Annotated in this window: 14 protein-coding genes and 1 pseudogene; 3 read left to right on the top strand and 12 right to left on the bottom strand. The window is 50.3% G+C overall.

Annotated elements, in window-relative coordinates; genetic code table 11:
- Together air and nepI are read right to left on the bottom strand one after the other, a co-directional pair.
- Nucleotides 1-4,640: pseudogene (air, locus tag FQ015_RS16945) on the bottom strand (inverse autotransporter adhesin EaeX/Air); the annotation flags it as partial.
- A 201-nt stretch (nucleotides 4,641-4,841) separates the two neighbouring features.
- The gene (gene nepI / locus FQ015_RS16940) at nucleotides 4,842-6,026 is read right to left on the bottom strand and encodes a purine ribonucleoside efflux pump NepI (protein ID WP_039020305.1); all 1,185 of its coding nucleotides are present in this window, start codon (nucleotides 6,024-6,026) and stop codon (nucleotides 4,842-4,844) included.
- 227 nt (nucleotides 6,027-6,253) lie between these two features.
- Here nepI and FQ015_RS16935 point away from each other — a divergent pair, with 227 nt between their 5' ends.
- On the top strand, nucleotides 6,254-6,613 hold the full coding sequence (locus tag FQ015_RS16935) for a type II toxin-antitoxin system RelE/ParE family toxin (RefSeq protein ID WP_039020307.1): 360 nt from the start codon (nucleotides 6,254-6,256) through the stop codon (nucleotides 6,611-6,613).
- On the top strand, nucleotides 6,597-6,920 hold the full coding sequence (locus tag FQ015_RS16930; RefSeq protein ID WP_000125643.1) for a helix-turn-helix domain-containing protein: 324 nt from the start codon (nucleotides 6,597-6,599) through the stop codon (nucleotides 6,918-6,920). Before FQ015_RS16935 ends, FQ015_RS16930 begins: the two co-directional genes overlap by 17 nt.
- A 115-nt stretch (nucleotides 6,921-7,035) precedes the next feature.
- On the opposite strand, the gene FQ015_RS16925 is transcribed toward FQ015_RS16930, so the two are convergent.
- Together FQ015_RS16925 and adeQ are read right to left on the bottom strand one after the other, a co-directional pair.
- The gene (locus FQ015_RS16925; protein WP_001306732.1) at nucleotides 7,036-7,488 is read right to left on the bottom strand and encodes a DUF1198 domain-containing protein; all 453 of its coding nucleotides are present in this window, start codon (nucleotides 7,486-7,488) and stop codon (nucleotides 7,036-7,038) included.
- 52 nt (nucleotides 7,489-7,540) lie between these two features.
- Nucleotides 7,541-8,875, bottom strand: a complete 1,335-nt coding sequence (gene adeQ, locus FQ015_RS16920; RefSeq protein ID WP_077782357.1) for an adenine permease AdeQ — start codon at nucleotides 8,873-8,875, stop codon at nucleotides 7,541-7,543.
- A 174-nt stretch (nucleotides 8,876-9,049) separates the two neighbouring features.
- Here adeQ and adeD point away from each other — a divergent pair, with 174 nt between their 5' ends.
- Complete coding sequence (gene adeD, locus FQ015_RS16915) at nucleotides 9,050-10,816, top strand: adenine deaminase (RefSeq protein WP_039020309.1); 1,767 nt, start codon at nucleotides 9,050-9,052, stop codon at nucleotides 10,814-10,816.
- 46 nt (nucleotides 10,817-10,862) lie between these two features.
- Here adeD and uhpT read toward each other — a convergent pair whose 3' ends face one another.
- The 8 genes from uhpT to ilvB form a co-directional block, all read right to left on the bottom strand.
- Nucleotides 10,863-12,254 carry a hexose-6-phosphate:phosphate antiporter gene (uhpT, locus tag FQ015_RS16910; protein ID WP_000879194.1) on the bottom strand — a complete coding sequence of 464 codons (1,392 nt, stop codon included), beginning with the start codon at nucleotides 12,252-12,254 and terminating at the stop codon, nucleotides 10,863-10,865.
- A gap of 137 nt (nucleotides 12,255-12,391) precedes the next feature.
- Nucleotides 12,392-13,711, bottom strand: coding sequence for an MFS transporter family glucose-6-phosphate receptor UhpC (gene uhpC / locus FQ015_RS16905; RefSeq protein ID WP_024211947.1), 1,320 nt, complete (start codon nucleotides 13,709-13,711; stop codon nucleotides 12,392-12,394).
- 9 nt (nucleotides 13,712-13,720) lie between these two features.
- On the bottom strand, nucleotides 13,721-15,223 hold the full coding sequence (gene uhpB, locus FQ015_RS16900; protein ID WP_001355057.1) for a signal transduction histidine-protein kinase/phosphatase UhpB: 1,503 nt from the start codon (nucleotides 15,221-15,223) through the stop codon (nucleotides 13,721-13,723).
- Complete coding sequence (gene uhpA, locus FQ015_RS16895; protein ID WP_000628121.1) at nucleotides 15,223-15,813, bottom strand: transcriptional regulator UhpA; 591 nt, start codon at nucleotides 15,811-15,813, stop codon at nucleotides 15,223-15,225. The genes uhpB and uhpA overlap by 1 nt, the downstream gene beginning before the upstream one ends.
- 161 nt (nucleotides 15,814-15,974) lie before the next feature.
- Complete coding sequence (locus tag FQ015_RS16890) at nucleotides 15,975-17,414, bottom strand: hypothetical protein (RefSeq protein ID WP_160524296.1); 1,440 nt, start codon at nucleotides 17,412-17,414, stop codon at nucleotides 15,975-15,977.
- A 276-nt stretch (nucleotides 17,415-17,690) separates the two neighbouring features.
- Nucleotides 17,691-18,173 (bottom strand): hypothetical protein, encoded by a 483-nt coding sequence (locus tag FQ015_RS16885; protein WP_160524297.1) that lies wholly within the window; start codon nucleotides 18,171-18,173, stop codon nucleotides 17,691-17,693.
- Nucleotides 18,174-19,249: 1,076 nt separating this feature from the next.
- Nucleotides 19,250-19,540, bottom strand: coding sequence for an acetolactate synthase small subunit (ilvN, locus tag FQ015_RS16880; RefSeq protein ID WP_001181706.1), 291 nt, complete (start codon nucleotides 19,538-19,540; stop codon nucleotides 19,250-19,252).
- Nucleotides 19,541-19,543: 3 nt separating this feature from the next.
- Complete coding sequence (gene ilvB, locus FQ015_RS16875) at nucleotides 19,544-21,232, bottom strand: acetolactate synthase large subunit (protein ID WP_160524295.1); 1,689 nt, start codon at nucleotides 21,230-21,232, stop codon at nucleotides 19,544-19,546.
- Nucleotides 21,233-21,337 lie beyond the last annotated feature (105 nt).

The following is a 21,337-nucleotide window of genomic DNA, read 5'->3' as shown; positions in this document are numbered from 1 at the left end:
GCGATCTGCGCCGTCCTGACATCGGCGATAAACGTGACGTTCCGGCTCTGGCTGCTGCTGTTAATGCTGGCAGTGACCGCACTGGTGCCTGCCGTCTGGCTGGTGGCAGAGATCTCCACCGTGCCGTCCAGCCCTGTGATGACAGTCGGAGCGACCGTTGCGCCGTTGCCTGCCAACACGCTGACCGTCTGCCCGGCAAGTGCATTCCCGAACGCATCGGTGACCCTCACTTGCAGCGTATTCGCCGTCGCGCCGTCTGCCACCGCGTTATCCTGGCTAACGACCAGATCCTCGATCTGCGCCGTGCTGACATCCGCAATAAACGTCACGTTCCGGCTCTGGCTGCTGTTGTTGACGCTGGCGGTGATCACACTGGTTCCGGCGGTCTGGCTGGTGACACTGATCTCCACCGTGCCATCCGGCTGCGTGGTGACCGTCGGAGCAGTCGTTGCGCCGTTGCCTGCCAACACGCTGACCGTCTGCCCGGCAAGTGCATTCCCGTTAGCATCGGTGACCTTCACCCGCAGCGTATTCGCCGTCGAACCGTCCGCCACCGAGTTATCCCGGGTGACCACCAGATCCGCGATCTGCGCCGTCCTGACATCGGCGATAAACGTGACGTTCCGGCTCTGGCTGCTGCTGTTAATGCTGGCAGTGACCGCACTGATTCCGGCGGTCTGGCTGGTGACAGAGATCTCCGCCGTGCCGTCCGGCTGCGTGGTGACCGTCGGAGTGACCGTTGCGCTGTTGTCTGCCGTCACGCTGACCGTCTGCCCGGCAAGCACATTACCGAACGCATCCGTCACCCTCACCCGTAGCGTGTTCGCCATTGCGCCGTCAGCCACGGCGTTATCCTGCGTCACCTCCAGACTCGCGATCTGCGCCGTCCTGACATCGGCGATAAACGTCACATCCCGGCTCTGGCTGCTGCTGTTGATGGTTGCAGTGACGGCACTGGTGCCCGCCGTCTGGCTGGTGACACTGATCTCCACTGTGCCGTCCGGCTCTGTAATCACCGTCGGAGCGACCGTTGCGCCGTTGTCCGCCAACACGCTGACCGTCTGCCCGCCCAGCGCATTACCGAACGCATCGGTGACCCTCGCCCGCAGCATATTCGCCATTGCACCGTCTGCCGCTGAGCCGTCTTGCGTCACCACCAGCTCCGCGACCTGCGCCGTGCTGACATCAGCAACGAAGTTCACCGTTTTACTATCACTGCTTTGATTGATCTTAGCCTCAACAGTGCTGGCATCCGCTACAGTACTACTCAGCACAACCTCCGCCATGCCATGCACATCCGTCCTGATGTCTGCACTCTGCCTTGCATTGGCAAATACAGCCGCCCCCTTCGTCACCGTAAAGGTGACAGTCTGCTCCGGCAGCACATTGCCAAACTGATCTTCCACCCGGACATTCACCGTATGTCGATCGCTGCCATTGGCCAGCACATCCAGGTTACCCGTTGTCACTTGCATCGAGACAATTTGTGCGCTGGCGGCATCGCCACTAATACTGTAAACATTTGAAGTCAGGGCGCTCGCCCAGCCGGACATCTGTAGCTGTGCTTTTAAACCGGTGCCAGGAAGTAAAGCGGTATACGTTGCGGTATAAATGCCTTTTTGATCTTCATTCCAGGTAATGCTTTCCGCTTTTGTATTTGGCAGCTGGATAGCCTGGCTGATAGCGTCTCGTTGCCCCCCGACCAGGTTTTCATAGCTATCCTTGAGCGTTACCGTAACTTTAATTGCACCGCCTGCGGTATAGGTCGTTTTGTCGGTAACGATAGAGGAATAAGCCAGCACAGCTCCGCTTTCGCGGATGACATACGCATCGGATTGCTGCGCGCTACTCCATGTCGATAGTTTCAGCGTGGCGTAATGGCGATCGCCAGCAATCTTCGCGGTTCGGGTGGTGGTGTAAACGCCATCAGACTCTTCGCTCCAGTTACCCGTTTCATTTTTATCTGTACCGCTCACCTCGACCACGCCGCTACCTGCCAGCAGCGAAGCCATCCCTTTCACCAGGTTTTTCTGCTCATCCATAAGGGTAACTGACACTTTTATCTTGCCACCCGCGGTGTATGACACATCGTCCGTCTTGATGGTGGAGGTCAGCTGCGAGATATCGCCAGTAATAAAGCTCACTTCCACAGACTGACTACTGCCATTGATCTCGGCCTTGATAAGACTGTTTACCGCCTGGTCACTGGCAAGGTTAACGCTGGCAATCCCGTCTTTATCTGTCGTCACAATACCGCCATTTGGATCGGCAAAAACCGCCGCACCATTCACGACCGTGAAGGTAACATTTTGTCCCTGCAGTAAATTTTGATGCACGTCCCTGACCGTCACAGCGACGGTATTGTGATCGCGTCTGGCAACTGCGTTATTCGCGGTGATCTGCATCGCTGCGATTTTGGCGGTATCTTTATCACCCGCAATACTGAACGCATCCGAATGCTTGGTTTGCCAGCCGGGCATCGTCAGCTGGGCCGTTAATTTGTCGCCAATGAGATGGGCCGTATAGTTTGCTTTGTAAACTCCCTCACTTTCTTCCGTCCAGGCACTAACAGCATCAGTCTTCGTGTTGTCTACTTTAACAGCCTGTTTAAGAAGTTCTTTTCTTCCGGTAACCCCGTTGCCATTCTCATCTTTCAGGGTCACTTTTACGCCTATCGGCTTACCCGCGACGTAATTATTCTGGTCTGTTTCAATCATGGAGTCCGCTCGGGATGCCATATTAGCCACAATGGCAATCAGCGCTGGTGTTTTAGCAACATCGTCGCCGTTAAATTGTGGCATCAGCGATAACGCGCCAGACGTCTTCCCGGCGGTAACTATTTGGGTATAGGTTCCGTTACCGTTGTCTTTCCATTCGCTTAAGGCGAAATCCTGCAAACCTTTTGCCTGTGTTTTTAACGTCATACCGGGGATCGGCTTGCCGCTGGAATCTCGCGCGATATAGGTCAGCGTTGAGGTTGATTTTCCATCAGCAAGCAGGATTTGCAGATCGACAGAAAGCGTTGAATCGGCGAGGCTTAGTGTGGGTTTTTCCACGACCACCATACTTTCTTCACGCCGTGAGAAATTTCCTTTCGAATCTTCCGCTGTAACCGCTATCGGGTAAGTGTTGTCGGTTTCAGGCATTGCCGTGAATCGGTAGGGAGGAATAGTGACCTGAATATCCTTGCCGGAAACAGCAACTTTCCCGCCCGCAGATTGCAAGGAAGCGGCTTCGATGTCATAACCTTTCAGCGCGTATTTGGTTTGTAAGGAAGAAACCAGCGATTTAACCTCGCCCGGCTTGCCTTTCAGCGGATCGGTCAGCGTCAGCCGCACCAGTTCTTTCTTGCGATATTCGAGGACAATATTGTTATTACGATCGACCAGGTCATAGCGACTGCCTACAAGGCTACGCCGTGCTGCTACTTCAGCCGGATCGAGCTGTTTTTGCAGTGATTGACCGGGTTGCAGCGTCAGCTCCATACCAATTCGGGTGTCGTTCTCTCCCTGTTTTCCCTGCCGTTGCTCGGCACTAAAGGAGATCAGGGGAACGGGGGTGTAACTCAAACCTGCGGTAATCGCGTGAGGATCATTTTGTCGCTCGTCTTTACCAAACAGCGCCACTTCATCGCCATAATATTGTTCATAGACCAACTTGCCGCCCAGCTGCGGCCAGGCCGGTAACCAGCCTTCGGCGCGAAGATCCCACCCGTTCGCCGGACGTGCTTCATAGTCATTGTCGAGTTCCGGTGCACTACGCCAGTTACTGAGGCGCAGATAACCGTTGCCGCTCAGTTTCAGGTAATCGCGCCAGTATTCAACGCCCATCCCGGTTCGGGTGTGATAGCGGCTCAGGTCATGATCGATAAACAGGTTTATGCCCGACATCCAGCTCGGAGTGAAATAACGCCAGCCGATACCGTGGTTCGTTTGAGTGCGATCATCCGTACGGTGGAGTGCATGCTGGCTGAAGACCAGGTTATCTGGCGTTTCGTACCAGGGATGGAGAAATTCAAATGAAGAGCTTTTAAGGCTGAAATCTTCATCAACACCCAGAGATACCCGGGCAGTTCCCCAGCGGCTGAGCCAGTCTGTCGCCTGCGCAGACACAGAAGAAGCCACCCAGCCACGCGCCATACTCGCAGCCTGTTCGCTGTCCATATCGCGCGCTAAAAGTGTCCCACTTTGTTGCGCCACTTCCGCGACCTGCATTTGTGGATCTTTACCGTCGCGCTCCATCTGCATTGCTTTCAGAGTGCGCGCTTCAGGGCTGTTACTGTTGATGAGTGGTACATCTATCTCATCGCCCTGACGCACATTGTCAAAGCCCCGCGCAAAGGTACGGAACTGATTCAGGCGACGTAATTCATCAACGGTAATACCAAAGCGTGCCGCGACCGTTGGTGGCGATTCCAACGCCCCCAGGGTGTATGGAATAGTTTTAACGTTCGACAGGATCAGTGACGCGGCAGTATCCGAATGCGCAGGGTTAACATGCGTAGGGGCAGCAGCCATAACAGGGAAAATAGTTTGTGTTATCAGGCAAATACCGGCGGTCAGACGACGTAAACGATCCCCCAATCCACATATGGTTTTATCACCCCGACGATCGCCATTCCCATGCGCTTTCCCTGCCATTTGTCATCCCTGTCGCTATGCGTTCAGATTAAATGACCTTTCTTTAACATGAGGGAAAATGATGATTCATGATTAGCAAATGATGAATACAGGCGGAAGAATGGAAATAACAACAAGATAAGAACAATGCCTGATCAATGGTTATCAGGGGAAGAACAGGAGAGTGTTCCCACCACAGCAGTAACCCCTCCTGTAAATACGTTACTTCATTTTCACCTTTGCGGTGACTAACAGCGCGGTAAGCAACATCAATGTGCCGGACAACATCAGCGGCGAAGTCAGACCAATATTATCCAACGCATAACCGCCGATTGCTGCGCCACAAGTATTAGCAAGCTGAATAACCGCCACTTGAATAGACCCGGCTTTTTCTGCCTGATCGGCCAGTGAGCGAGTGATCCACGTTGACCAGCCAACGGGAATTAAAGCAAAAGTCAGCCCCCAGATAATCGCAACGCCGGTCGCCACGATTTTATCGCTTCCCCACAACGTCAGCACCAACGCACTCAGAGCCAGCATTAACGGCGCACCTGCTAAGGCCAGTTTTACCGAATGTTTAAGAATGAACGACGAAAGCGACGTGCCGATAAAGCTGGCGATACCAAAACTCAACAGCACCAGCGTTAAGCCATCCACGCTGAATCCCGCCAGGTTCATATACACCGGGCGAATATACGTGAAGAAAGCAAACTGCCCGGCGAAAGACATGAAGATGGCGATCATCCCGGCCATCACGCCCGAACGCTGTAATAAGCGGAAAGTATTTTGCTTCTGATGCGAGGGTTCGCCAGGCAGCGAAGGCAATGATTTGATAATCCAGATAATACACAGCACGCCCATCACCGCCGCCGCATTAAAGACATTGCGCCAACCGATAAGCTCACCTAAAAAGCTACCCAACGGTGCGGCTATCACCAGCGCAATAGAAACCGCGCCGAAGATCACCGACAGCGCCTTCGGCACCTTACGCGCTGGTACCAGACGCATGGTCAGCGACGCCGACATCGCCCAGAACCCGCCGAGTGCCAACCCCAGACAGGCACGACCGATTAAAAGCAAATTGAATGAGTTGGCAAAGGAAACCAGCAAGCAGGAGAGCGTCAGCAAAACGGCAAACAAAATAACAACGTAGCGGCGGTCAGTGGCCTGAATTGTCTGGGTAATAAACAAACTGGCAAACATTGCCACAAAAGCGGTCACGGTCACCGATTGCCCGGCAACCCCTTCCGAAATACCTAAATCCTGGGCCATTGGCGTCAACAAACTGACGGGCAAAAACTCAACGATAATCAGGCAGGCGACGCAAAACGCTACCGAGAAAACGGCGGACCAGTTCGGTCGGATGATGGCATCCGCGCCGCGGTTTTCGGCAATAAATTCACTCATGGTGTTACCCGTGGCATGTTTCAGAGGAAAAGCTGACCACTTTAACACTGAAATGTGTGACACATTTAACGTTTTTGCAACTTTTACGGTGTTGTGGGAAAAGTTCGAGGCTGCTCGAAGAAATAAAAATCATAGGGCAAGCTGATATGCATTTTCGCGATTGGGTTGGGAATAAGGGATAAAGTATTGCACTTGGTGATATACTTTAATAACAGGACCTCAACGATATGCGCGTATTTAAAACCAAATGGTTTGCAAGGGGAGCCAGGTCTCATGCAATAACAGATGAAGAGTTGTGCCGGGCCATTTTAGAAACGGAGCAAGGTAAAGCTGATGCACTTGGTGGTGGCGTTTTTAAAAAGCGCCTTCACCAAAATCGTGAGCGTGCAATTATTCTGGCAAAAGGGGGAAGCAATTGGTTTTACACGTTTTTATATGCAAAACAGGATATGTCGAACATCAATAGTCAGGAACTGGCTGGGTTTCGTGAACTTGCAAAGCATTATGCCTTCCTGACGAAAGCCCAACTAACAGCAATGATTAACACTAAAGAACTGACAGAGATCTGCTATGACTGCAAAAACTAAATTTAAAAGTCCTGCATTTGAGGCTATTCACAGCGCAGCGGCTGGATTGTCCAGCGTCGATGCTATTTCTGCCGAAACGATGCGTACTTTTGACAAAGCCTGCCTGACCAGCGTGCAAGACTTACAACCTGTTGAGATAAAAGCACTGCGGGAAAAATTAAAAGTGAGTCAGCCCGTCTTCGCTCACTATCTCAATACCAGCGTTTCAACTGTACAAAAATGGGAAAGTGGCGCTAAACGCCCCAATGGCATTTCATTAAAACTGCTCAGCATTGTGCAAAAACACGGGCTGGAGGTGCTGCTGTAAATAGAACGTAGATAATGCGTTCACCTACTGTCAGTTCCGATGCCGGATGCGGCGTGCACGCCTTATCCACCCACCAGCTCAGGCGCGGTCTGTAGGCTAATAAGACGAAACGGTTTTAATGCAGCCAGTGAACGCCCTCAGCAGGCTGAAAGAATGCGTTATAGCGCATCTGAAAAGCATTAATATCCTGCATTTCAGGTTCGGTTTCGCGCAGAAAACCCAGCGCCAGCCTGACCTGAGCATCGGTAATCGGCGCGGCAAGACGGGCTTTTTGTAAAATCCGATGCCATTGCAGCAGGTTCTGTTCGCTTCCATCGACAATGACAATTTGCCAGATGAGCAACACCTGCGCGGCGTTTTGCAGGTGCGACTCATCCGGGCGATGCAAATAACGTAAAAATTCGTCACCGGCTGACTTTCCCATTTGATCGACCATCGACTCCACGGGTACGACATCGATATTCAGCCGATCGCTGAGACGGCGAATCGCTTTTCTGGCCCCGGATGTCAGCACCCGAAAACCAATTACAAACACTACAGCCAGCGTGGCGAGCATTATCCAGATCATGAGTTCTCCTGCGTAATCAGAACTCATGATATCTGGAAACCCTCGCCAGTTACTAATCCACCAGAATAATCTTCAGTGCAAACAGAGCAGCGACCACCACCACACACAGGTTCAGATCGCGCCAGCGCCCGGTGCACACTTTCATGATGCAGTACGACATAAAGCCGAGTGCAATCCCTTCGGTGATCGAGAAAGTAAAGGGCATCATCACCGTGGTAATAAATGCAGGTACTGATTCGGTAAAATCATCCCAGTTAACGCGCGCCAGGCTTGAGGTCATCAGCACGCCAACAAAGATTAACGCTCCGGCGGTGGCGTAAGGAGGGACCATTGCCACCAGCGGCGAGAAAAACATAACTAACAGGAACATAACGCCGACCACGACAGCCGTTAGCCCCGTGCGACCACCGACTGCCACACCAGAAGTACTTTCAATATAGGCAGTAACAGACGAGGTACCGATAAATGCGCCTGCCACCGAACTGACGCTATCAACATACAGCGCCTTATTCATATTGGGGAATTTACCGTTACTATCTATTAAGCCAGCTTTATCAGTTACACCGATTAATGTTCCTGATGAATCAAATAGGTTGATCAGCATAAAGGAGAAAATGATACCAGCGAGTTCAAGTGATAATGCGCCACTCAAATCCACTTCACCAATGACGCCGCTAATATCAGGCGGAATGGAATAGACGCCGCTAAATTGAACATCACCGAAAAATAATCCACAGCAAGACGTCACCACAATAGAGACCAGCACCGCGGCATGAAAATGACGAGATGACAACACGGTTATAATAAAAAACCCTAATATACCTAACAACACACCGTGAGAACTTAAATCACCAATCATCACCAGGGTGTCTTTATTGGCGACAATAACACCAGTATTTTTTAACCCCATTAAGGCGATAAATAATCCGATTCCGCTAGTGATACCAATACGTAAACTTAATGGAATGTTGGAGATCATCCAGTACCGGATGCGAAACAGCGTGAGCAAAAATAGCCCAATTGCGCCCCAGAATATTGCGCCCATCCCGGTCTGCCAGGAGATACCCATCGCCCCCACGACCACGAACGCAAAGAAGGCGTTCAGTCCCATTGCCGGAGCCAGCGCCACGGGTAAGTTAGCAAATATCCCCATCGCAATACTGCCGATACCGGCAATCAAACAGGTGGTAACAAACACCACTTTCGGGTCCATTTGTGCCGCGCCGAGGATTTGCGGGTTCACAAAAACGATGTACACCATGGTTAAAAAAGTGGTCATCCCCGCAATCAATTCTGTGCGGACGGTGGTCCCATGCTGAGGTAGTTTAAATAATCGCGAAAGCGTCCCTGATTCATTACTCACGTAATCGGTATTGTCATTATTCATTTTTTTGTCCATTGGAGGAGATTTAATCCCTTGCTTTTGTAAAACAAATGACAACAACGGTTCAGTGATAATTATCACATTTCAATTGCGCATTAATGGATATTCTTTAATAATCTCGCGACGTTTCTTTATGATAAATAATAATCAAATTGATAAAATCAAAATGAGAAAAATATGAATAATTCCATTAACCATAAATTTCATCACATTAGCCGGGTTGAATACCAGGAATTGTTAGCCGTTTCCCGTGGCGACGCTGTTGCCGATTATATTATTGATAATGTCTCTATTCTCGATCTGATCAATGGTGGAGAAATTTCCGGGCCAATTGTGATTAAAGGACGTCACATTGCCGGTGTTGGCGCAGAATATGCTGACGCTCCGGCTTTGCAGCGGATTGATGCACGCGGCGCAACGGCGGTGCCAGGGTTTATTGATGCTCACCTGCATATTGAATCCAGCATGATGACGCCGGTTACTTTTGAAACCGCCACCCTGCCGCGCGGCCTGACGACTGTTATTTGCGACCCCCATGAAATCGTCAACGTGATGGGCGAAGCCGGATTCGCCTGGTTTGCCCGCTGTGCCGAACAGGCAAGGCAAAACCAGTATTTGCAGGTCAGTTCTTGCGTACCTGCCCTGGAAGGCTGCGATGTTAACGGTGCCAGTTTTACACTTGAACAGATGCTCGCCTGGCGTGACCATCCGCAGGTTACCGGCCTTGCTGAAATGATGGATTACCCTGGCGTAATTAGCGGACAGAATGCGCTGCTCGATAAACTGGACGCATTTCGCCACCTGACGCTGGACGGTCACTGCCCGGGTTTGAGCGGTAAAGAACTTAATGCCTATATTGCTGCGGGTATTGAAAACTGCCACGAAAGTTATCTGCTGGAAGAAGGTCGCCGGAAGTTACAACTCGGCATGTCGTTGATGATCCGCGAAGGGTCCGCTGCCCGCAATCTCAACGCACTGGCACCGTTGATCAACGAATTTAACAGCCCGCAATGTATGCTCTGCACCGATGACCGTAACCCGTGGGAGATCGCCCATGAAGGACATATCGATGCCTTAATTCGTCGCCTGATCGAACAACACAATGTGCCGCTGCATGTGGCATATCGCGTCGCCAGCTGGTCGACAGCACGCCATTTTGGTCTGAATCATCTCGGCTTACTGGCACCCGGCAAGCAGGCGGATATCGTCCTGTTGAGCGATGCGCGTAAGGTCACGGTGCAGCAGGTACTGGTGAAAGGCGAACCGATTGATGCACAAACCTTACAAGCGGAAGAGTCAGCGAGACTGGCACAATCCGCTCCGCCGTATGGCAATACCATTGCCCGCCAGCCAGTTTCCGCCAGCGACTTTGCCCTGCAATTTACGCCTGGAAAACGCTATCGGGTCATTGACGTCATCCATAACGAATTGATTACGCACTCCCGCTCTAGCGTCTACAGCGAAAATGGTTTTGATCGCGATGATGTGTGCTTTATTGCCGTACTTGAGCGTTACGGGAAAAGACTGGCTCCAGCCTGTGGTTTGCTCGGCGGTTTTGGCCTGAATGAAGGCGCGCTGGCTGCGACGGTCAGCCATGACAGCCATAATATTGTGGTGATCGGTCGTAGTGCCGAAGAGATGGCGCTGGCGGTCAATCAGGTGATTCAGGATGGCGGCGGACTATGCGTAGTACGTAACGGCCAGGTACAAAGTCATCTGCCGTTGCCCATTGCCGGGCTAATGAGCACCGACACGGCGCAGTCACTGGCGGAGCAAATTGACGCCTTGAAAGCCGCCGCCCGTGAATGTGGTCCGTTACCGGATGAGCCGTTTATTCAGATGGCGTTTCTTTCCCTGCCAGTGATCCCCGCGCTGAAACTAACCAGTCAGGGGCTGTTTGATGGCGAGAAGTTTGCCTTCACCACGCTGGAAGTCACGGAATAATAAAAAAAAGCCCGGCGTCATGCCGGGCAAAAGTCACCAGTTACGTTTATGCCACTGTCAACTGCTGAATTTTTTTCTCGCGGCGGATTTTGCGTTCTTCCATCACCGCCACTATCGCCATCAGGCAGATACAACCAATCGCGGCGATATCCAGTGCGGCAAAGGTGCCTGCCCAGCCGGTAAGGCCGAATACCGGCGTCCCATCGGCAATCATCCCCAGCCCTAACTTGGCAAAGCTGTCACCAATCAGGTAAGCGAAGGTGCCTTTAATACCATCGGCAGCGCCAATGGCTTTTTTAGGTACAAAGCCAACAGCAGCCACACCAATCAACAATTGCGGGCCAAAGACCAGGAAACCTAACGCAAAGAGAGAAGCCAGGTAGATATATTCGTTGCTGGCATGTTGATACACACCGAGCGTGGCGATAATCAGCGCCAGCGCGATGCAGGCCACCAGGCCACGGCGACCGTTCGCCAGGTCAGAGAGCCAGCCCCACAACAGCGTACCCACCAGCGCACCAGCTTCAAACAGCGTAAAGCCCTGAATCGCCACCGCTTTAGAGAGTTTCAGTTCCTGGAACGCATACACGGTTGACCACTGGTCGATACCAATACGCACCACATAGAGGAAAATGTTGGCGAAGCACAGCAGCCAGATCACTTTGTTTTTCAGCACATACTCAACAAAGATCTGCCACTTGGTCATATCGGTAGATTCTGTCTCTTTGTCCTCTTCGCTGATCTCTTCGCCGAACAGTTCTTCAGCTTTGCCGAGGCCATAAGATTCCGGGGAGTCGCTGCCGTAACGCAGGCCGATAAAACCGACAATCAACGCGATGATGGACGGGAAGATAAACATGCCGATCACATGGCCGTCAAACAGGTAATTTGCGCCGAACAGCGCCACACCTGCCGCGCCCGCACCGCCAAGATTGTGAGAAATATTCCAGAAACCGAGGAACGTCCCGCGCTTACGACGCGGCGTCCATTTGGTGATGGTGGAGTAACTGCACGATCCCCCGGTACTCTGGAAAAAGCCGCTTAAGGCGTAGAAGGCAATCATCAGGAACAGACTAACCGAGCCGCTGCCCATACTGGCACTGAAGCCCAACATACAAATGGCAGACAAGATCAGCATGAACGGCAGGAATTGTTTGGTGTTTTTGCCGTCGGCGTAATAGGAAACCAGTGTTTTACCCACACCATAAGTGATGGAGAAGCCCAGGCCGATCATCCCCAGCTGCGTCATGCTCAAGCCGTAGGTCGAGATCATGTCGTTCTGCGCGATGTTAAAGTTCTTGCGAATCAGGTACATCGTCAGGTAGCCGATAAAGACCACCAGGTAGGATTGCATGAACGGTTTGAACCACATTTTGCGCCGCACTTCGAGCGGAAGATCCAGGGTCGGCTTGCGAACCTGGTTTAAGAAAGCCAGCATGGGTTACTCCTGAAATGAATACCTGCGTGAGGTATGCATTGTAAAAATCAGCAGCAAATCAGGCCTGAGATAGCGTCCAGGCAAAACCTGGAAAATTTCTTAGTTTTGCCGGATATGAAGTGAAAAAGTGAGATGCATCACGCTTCGCGCGGTGTCTGGGCATTCAAAAAGGGCAGTAACAGCAGTGCGGAAATCCCGGCGGCAATGGCGATAACCACAAAAAAACCGCTCCAGTGCCAGGTATCGAGTACTTTCGCCAGCGGCCAACCAGCAAGCGACGCCCCCAGATAAGCAAACAAGCCGACAAACCCCGTTGCCGCCCCTGCCGCCTCCTTGTGGGAACACTCTGCTGCCGCCATGCCGATTAACATCTGCGGGCCAAAGACAAAAAAACCAATGGTGAAGAAGCAGCTTGCCTGCATCACGTAGCTGGCAAATGGCATCAGCCATAGCGAGCCGACGGACAGCAAAATCCCGGCGGCGAAAATTAAATTCATCGGCCCGCGGTTGCCGTTAAAGAGTTTGTCCGAGCCCCAACCCGCTACCAGCGCACCGATAAATCCGCCCAGTTCAAACATTGTCACTGCCGTATTCGCCGTGACCAGATCGACGCCCAGCGTCTCGGACATATACAAATTGCCCCAGTCGTTGATCGCCGCCCGGACCACATAGACCAGCACATAGCAAAACGAAAGCAGCCAGATATACGGATTCAGCAACACATACTTGGTGAGGATCTCTTTACGTGTCAGCCCTGCCCCTTCTTGTTGTTGAGCAATCTCCAGCGCGTCGTGCCGCCATTCACCGACCGCCGGTAAACCTAACGCCTGCGGGCGATCGCGCAGCCGCCAGCAGAGAATAATCCCCACGACTATCGCCATACAACCGGCAATCATCATCCCGGCACGCCAGCCGTAATGCAGCGCGCTCGCTGCCATCACAATGGGAATGAGTGCGCCGCCGACGTTATGCGCCGTGTTCCATAATGCCCACCAACCCCCGCGCTCAGTACGTGAATACCAGGTGGTTAACAGACGCGCACACACCGGTGAACCCCAGCCCTGGAAAAAGGCGTTCAGCCCCCATAGCATGGCAAACGCCCACAGCGACGTCGAGAAACCAAACAGAATGTTGATAATGCCCGTAGCGATAAGCCCAATCCCCATAAAATACCGGGCATTTGAGCGGTCGCTGACAATGCCGGAGACAAACTTCGACACGCCGTAGGTAATGTAAAACAGAGTTGCTAACAGGCCGATATCGCTACGGCTGAGCACACCGTTGGCAAGAATTTCTGGTACGGCGGCGTTAAAACTTTTACGCGTAAAGTAAAACAGTGCGTAACCCAGCCAGATGGTCAGCAGAATATGGCGACGCCAGTAACGGTAACGGGCATCAATTTCTTGTTTATCGCTAATCAACGGCGCGTCAGCTGGCGCTTTCAGAAACGGCAACATCATCAAGCCTTAGACATAACGTTGAGGTAGAGAAACACTGACACGCGTGCCGTGCAAACAGGAGATGGTCAAGGTGCCACCCAGCGCCGTTACTCGCTCGCGCATTCCGGTGAGGCCAAAACCGTGTTGCCCGGAACCCGGCGGTAAACCGCTACCATCGTCTTCAATCACCAGCATCAACCGTTCGTCCTGCTGCCAGCCTTGCAACGTGACCGCACTGGCATCGGCATGTTTCACAATGTTGTTCAACCCTTCCTGGCAGACGCGAAACAGCGTCACGCGCTGGTTTTCGCTTAACGCTGATTCATCGATTCGCCATTCGAGATGGCTGACAATACCGCGCCCTTCCAGCTCCATTTCCCGCATCAGTGAGCGGATGGCCTGCTCCAGAGTGAGATCATCCAGCTGGCGCGGACGTAACCGCCCTAACAAGCGGCGCACCGCGTCGTAAACGCCCAGGGATAACTGTTCGATGAGCTGCCCGCTCTGTTTCACGCGGGCGTTATCCGCCGCGAGCCGCTGGACAATGCCCGCTTGCGTACGAATGGCGGTGATGGTCTGACCGATATCATCGTGTAATTCACGCGCCACATCACGACGCACACTCTCTTCGGTTTCCAGCAAACGTTCAGCCAGATGCTGATTGCGCGCCAGTTCCTTTTGTAGCGACTGGTTAAGTTCACGCAAGCGCTGTATGCCAGCACCAAGCAACAACCCAGTCAGACTTTGCACCAGCAGGGAGAGCAATAAATCGACCGGATGGTCACGCCAGGTTTGACTGGCGATCAGCGCGATGGCGTTCATCAACGTCGCAATCAGCGCCCCTTGCCAGCCATAGTGCCATGCCAGCGCGATAATCGGCAGCGCCAGGCAGAAGGGAGTGAAGCGCGACAGTTCATCCGGCAATCCCAACTGGAGCCAGAGACTGATAACAAACAGCAGCAAGTACCAGACCAGATGCCGCCCGCGCCAGTTGATTGGCTGAGAAACCAATGACGGACCGAGCGGCAGCCAGGTGTTATTGGCGAGATAGTGCCAGAACACCAGACATATCGGGGCCAGCGTCAGGCCGCCAGTTAAAGTTAACAGCAGCGCATTCCACGACTCTTTGCCATACCAAAGCCAGGGCAGCGACTGCAACAACGCCGCCGCCGTCAGCGCCGCACCCTGTAACAGCAGAGTGCGCCAGTCGCGTTGATGGCGATAGCGTGAGATCAGCGCCACGGGCAGTAACGTCAGTAAACTACCGATCATCAATAAGGAGAAATGGCTTAAACCAACCGCCTGCATTAACCAATAAATCAGCAGCCATTCCGCGCCCAGCAGCACTGGCCAGTATCCGCGTGGGCATTGCAACATTAGCCCAAGTCGAAGACCAAACGGAAATAACAGCACCGCCATATCAGGGCGCTCAACCAGATGCAGGCTGATACTCCACAGGCAAAACCACGCGGCAGAGAAGATAAAAAAGCAGGCAATAACAGTAATTAAGCGGGAGAACAACGTCTTCATCACCAGCCATCAAACATGCGGCGCGCCAGTTCCACGTCGTTACTGACGCCCAGTTTTTCCATCAGGTTGGCGCGATGGACGTGTACCGTTTTCGGCGACAAGCCCAGTTCGGCGGCAATCTCTTTCACCGCCATTCCTTGCGCCAGTTTTTCCGCCACCTGGCGTTCACGTTTGGTCAGCGGGTCCTGGCGACCGGATGCCAGTTTAATGGCAATATCCGGTGTCAAATAACATCCCCCCGTAGCAACCGTATGCACCGCTGCAATCAGTTCATCCGGGCTACAGCGTTTGGAGAGAAAGCCGCGCGCCCCCGCGTTAAGCGCCTGCTCAACCAGTGCCGGACTGTCATGAACGGAGAGCATAATTGTCGCCATACCTTTCGGCAGCTGGCTTAGCAGCTCCAGACCGGAGATATCGGGCATGGAGATATCGCAAATACACACCTGCACACCGCGCCCCGGCAGCCCCGCCAGTGCCTCGCGCCCCGAACCAAACTCGGCAACTACCTGCAAATCAGGTTCCAGCCCCAGCAGCTGCGCAAAGCCGGAGCGGACGATAAGGTGATCGTCTATAAGGGCAATGGTGATCATGATTGGGTCCTGGCGGATAAAAAACGCGCATACCTTAACGATAAGCGCGATGTTGTTCAAGTTGGATATGGGGTATGTATTGGCTTAATGATGTTGAGCTTATCGTCAAAACGCTTACCTGAAAGGTAAGCGTTTGGTGCGTGTTATTGAGAAAAAGCGAATTATTTGTAGGTTGCAATTGCAATATTGCCTGAAAAATTTCTCCTCCTGTTGCGGAAATCGTTTTCAGGTAACAAAGAGTCATCCAGAAACCTATAATCTTCAGCGGAACGCTCATTAAGAGAATCATCAACTGAGTCGTTATGAATATAATCCTCACCGTATGTTCGATAAATGAAATTAGCTATATTAAAATCGTTACCAACTTCATTTATTTCGGCCTTTACAATATAATGAGTTTGTGTGAATGTATGCTGTGAAAAATCAGCAACAAGCAAATTTGTTTTTCCCAGCAAAGCACAAAACCCTGGGTTATTATCAAGCCCGGCAGAAACAGAATCGTTTGCCTGTATTGCATTAATATCCCCCCTATCAAGCGCGACAGGAAATGCCTGTGAACAAGCATAATACAGGTTACCTATTCCTGAAATACTGGAGAGGCAAGAAATAATATCTTCTCTGGTTTTTTTCTCAACACCATCGTTCTGTAGAGAGTTTCTCACAATATTACATTCATCTGACGTAAATACAATTTTACTAAAAAGTTTTTCGAAATCTTTATATTTTCTAACACCTCCATGACCAGACAAAGCCATGGTTTTATCCCTCAGAAATTCATGGATTGTGCTATTTATTTTAACTCCACAACATGAAATAATTGAGCTACCCTCTCCAACGTGTCTTGATGCATCAGCAAGAAGTGAACTAAACTCTCCCTCCCGAACATCTAGTTTTTTTATGTCTGATTTATAACTACAATCATCTGGAATTAATTTATCTGGAGTTAATTGAGTTTGTTCATTTAACGCTTTTTTTAATTGGCGCTCAGCATCAGTAACTCCAAAACTGCGTTTATTTTCAGAATTATTATTAACAACTTCTATCTTAAGAGCATTTGCAGCAACTGTTACTTTTGAGAGTTGATGCTTTTCCAATACATCGTGCTCTGATAATAACCCTATAAACTCTTTCACATTTCGACCACTAAAATCTCTGTCTCTACTCTGTTTTTTCAAACTGTTGCCTTTTGACTCACGATACACATCAGTGACTTTAAACTTATCACTGCCGGTCTGCTCAATTTTTATATAGCTATCCATGCCTGTGGTAGCGATCCATGTCTTATAATTCGCATTCGCTGATTCAGGCGTAACATGAAAATAAGAAACCAATTTACCACTGATATCATGCCGATAGATATGAAAAGAATCTAAAATGTATAATAATATATTTCGGAAAACTTCACGAAAAGTGGCATCTTTAGATAATGTTCTACAATTATCGAGCAGGCCGCTTTGCTCCATCGCATCGAATGCAGCAATATTACCCTCGATACTATCTCTTAGACTCTGGCTCAGGCCCTGACTCTGAGTTTGACTCTGAAACTGGCTATTATCATTCTCTGTTTCCGTTGGATATGTATAACTCGTCACACTAACCATAGTAACCTCGCAATATGACACTTTGCATATTTTGACATTGTTAGAAATATCAATGGATAGCATGATAAATATTTCAATGCCAACCGCTATATTTCATTTATTTCAATAATAAGACTATAGTGCCATTAATTATTATCGATTTTCCCAATGCAATTGCATCACTAACACCACTTATTCACTATCAAAAATCGCTCATTTTTCAAAAATGAATGTTTACACATAGACGCTTAAGAATACACGTTCACCTTAATGGTAAACGCGATTTATCAAGAAAAATCATAAATCAGAAGTTGTTGCGGCAGCGGAAAATGTAAAAGCGACTTTATCTATTTTGGAGTTTTCTTTGTCGACCCTACCGGTAGTAAAATAACGAGCACACTGAAGCTTAACTTCATTTTCAATTTTATTAACCGCCATCAAATATATCTTCTGACTAAACCCATTCATAGTAAAATCCATTTCATTAAGATACTTTCCAGACCCAAAAAAAGCATTTCCTGATTTTTTTAAATGCAATGTTAATGAAGTGGCACCATCCAAACTCTTTGAGAGTAACTCGCGAACATCTTGAGATGTATGTTGTAAGCGAGTCTGATAGCCTTGTGCGGAAGAATAATAAAAACATGTAATCCCCTGAGGACTGGCTAAGCAAGCGATTATTTCATCAATCTTATCATCCGTAATATTACCGTTTGATTGTTTTAATAATTCTCTTACCCGAGCACAATCATCATCATTAAAGCATACCTGTGCAACCAATTGTTCAGGTGTCTTTTGACTATAACTTAGATCTTTTTCAATTATTTCAATTTTGCTTGCAAATATTTTAAGAATATCTTTACTTAACTCAACACCACAGCAAGTTATTTTTGCAGCGCCACTTGGTTTAGTTTGTTCTTTTATACATCTATGAGCATCCATAGTCATAGAGTATAAATAATCATCATCAATATCAATTTTTTCCTGAACAGGTAAATGCCCCTCATCTTTTTGAATTCGCAGGTTTAATAAATCATATGTATTACTCAAAATTTCTGCAGGCATTTCGTAATTACAATCCGCATTCATCAGAACAATACTATTAACTAATTTTTTCCTCAAAACCGTGTCAGCAGAATGTGTTTCTAACGCAGCAGTTTTTTCAGATAGCGATTTGATAATAGTCGCTACAGCCACTCCAGAATATGATGTATTCCCCAATATTTCTTTTATATTATTTTTACCTGCACCAACCTGAAAAACATTAAAGGATTTGCCACCTGTTTGTTCAATTACGGTGTATTCGTTCTCTCCAGTTGCCGCCATCCAGGTACGATTACCATTATTTTCAGTGCCTGGCATAGGGTGAAAATAGTTAAGGATTTCGGTATTAACACTGCGAGAACCGGACATAATATTTGCTATTAAGCGTTTTATTTCCTGTAACATCCATTTTGCGAAATTACTACCAGGTGAATATTTTTTCTCGTTATTTGTGATATTAAGCTCAGCAGCAATAATTCTATTTTTATCCAAAAAGGTGGAAGGGCAGGGATTTGACATGATTGTTCCGCTGTTTATAGGGCTTGCCATAATATACCTCACGATGAACCATTAATTAATAGAATGCTGGTCATAACCACTGGTATAGACAGCAATCAGAATTTAACACCATCGCTGGAAATTTTAGCCCTAACTGTTAACCCCCAAATTACCGGTGCAGCGACTTAAATTAACATTCAGGGCTAATAAATTGTGCCTGAGATGGTCTCTGGCACAATTTCACCCTATATATCTGAACGGATCTATCAAAAATCGCTCATCAGTAACTCCCCCGAGCGGTTTAATGTCGCTCCTTACTGAAAAAACACCGCAATCTTGTTAAACATCGTCGGATCGGACTGATTACGCTGCACTTTCACCACATCTTCCAGCTTATCGATTTGGCTTATCATCTGCTCCAGACGCTGGTCGTCATTGACCAGTAGCCAGATATGGCTTTTGTCGCTGTCCTGAATCGGCAGACAAAGAATGCCTTCAACGTTAAAAGCGCGGCGGGCAAAAAGGCCACAAACGTGGGTCATTACGCCCGGATGGTTGCGAACGGTGAGCTCCAGAATTACGTTGTCATGAGTTGTGTTTTGCATGGCTTATTCCCCCACCATTTCAGTATTCGCCGCACCTGGCGGCACCATCGGGTATACTTTTTCTTCGGCATCAATACGCACATGGATCAGCGCCGGGCCAGGGCGATTGATGATTTCCTGCAATACCGTCTGCGGATCGGCTTCGTTATTCAAATCACAGGTTTCGAGGCCGAATCCGGCGGCAATCTGCATAAAGTTGATTTTGCCCGGATAGGTGGCGGCAAAAACGCCCTGCTTGTAGAACAGACTCTGTTGCTGATGTACCAGCCCCAGCGCTTCGTTGTTCATCAGAATGATTTTCACATCCAGCTGGTTTTCACTGGCGGTCGCCATCTCCTGAATATTCATCATCAGGCTGCCGTCGCCGGAGAAACACAACACTTTGCGATCCGGGTTCGCCAGCGCCGCGCCAATGGCCGCAGGCAGGCCAAAGCCCATCGTGCCCAGCCCGCCGGAGGTCAGCCACTGGCGTGGGCGATTGAGCGGATAAGCCTGCGCGGTCCACATCTGATGCTGACCCACGTCGGTGGTGATAATCGCGTTGTCATCGACACAGGCGGCAACGGCGTTGATCAGGCCGTAATGGCTTAACGGATCACACGCTTTCGGGATTGGACACGGGAATTCGCGCTGCAAATCCGCTACCAACTGGTGCCACTCTGCACGCGGTTGCGCGTCCACCTGTGGGATCAGCTGCACCAGCACGTCATCAACATCCGCCTGAATCGCTACGTGCGGCTGCTTGATTTTGCCCAGCTCTGCGCGGTCGATATCGACATGAATAATTTTGGCATTCGGGCAGAACTGCTCGGTTTTACCAATCGCCCGGTCATCAAAACGCGCGCCGAGAACAATCAGCAGATCCGCCTCCTGCAAAATGTAGTTGGTGCTGCGCACGCCGTGCATCCCCAGCATACCCAGCGACAGGGGATGTGCTTTTGGCAATATGCCCAGCGCCATTAGAGTCATGGTGGTAGGCAGCTGCGCTTTCTCCGCCAGTTCACGCACCCGCGCGGGCGCGTTAATGACACCGCCGCCCAGATAGAGCACCGGGCGTTTGGCGGCGTTAATCATTGCAGCTGCGTCACGAATACTCTCTTCACTAAACGCAGGCGCGGCAGCTTTTTCTGTCATACCGGGCTGTTCTTCAATCTCAAAAACTGCCGTTTGCACATCCTTAGGAATGTCTATCCACACCGGGCCAGGGCGGCCTGATTGCGCAATACGGAAGGCATCGCTCATGACCTGCGGGAGTTCTTCGATATGTCTGACCAGATAGTTGTGTTTGGTGATGGGGATAGAGATGCCGTAGGTGTCCACTTCCTGGAAGGCATCAGTGCCGATCATTGAGGCAGGAACCTGACCAGTGATGCAAATCAGCGGGATGGAGTCCAGTCGCGCATCGGCAATGGCGGTCACCAGGTTAGTCGCACCTGGTCCGCTACAGGCCATACAGACCGCCGGTTTGCCGTCAGTGCGCGCCATTCCCTGAGCGATAAACCCCGCGCCCTGTTCATGGCGAGCCAGAATATGGCGGATTTGCGTGCTTTGGCTCAAGGCATCGTAAACAGGCAGGATAGAACCGCCCGGAATGCCCGTCACAATCTTAATGCCCTGCTGTTCCAGGAAATGAACGATAAATTCTGCGCCGGTAAAGCGCTTACGTGTCGATGATGTGCCCGAACTTGCCATGCTCCAGTCCTTTTCTTCTGGGCCGACTTTCCGGGAGGTGCTTAAACGAAAAACCCCGCCCGGTTTGCGCCGGCGGGGTTTTGGAATCGTGTGTTGTTCCAGTCC

The sequence above is a fragment of the Escherichia sp. HH26CH genome, from assembly GCF_009820205.1.
GTDB lineage: Bacteria > Pseudomonadota > Gammaproteobacteria > Enterobacterales > Enterobacteriaceae > Escherichia > Escherichia coli_F.
Note: the sequence above shows the minus strand (reverse complement) of the source record. Positions and strands in the feature narration are given on the sequence as shown.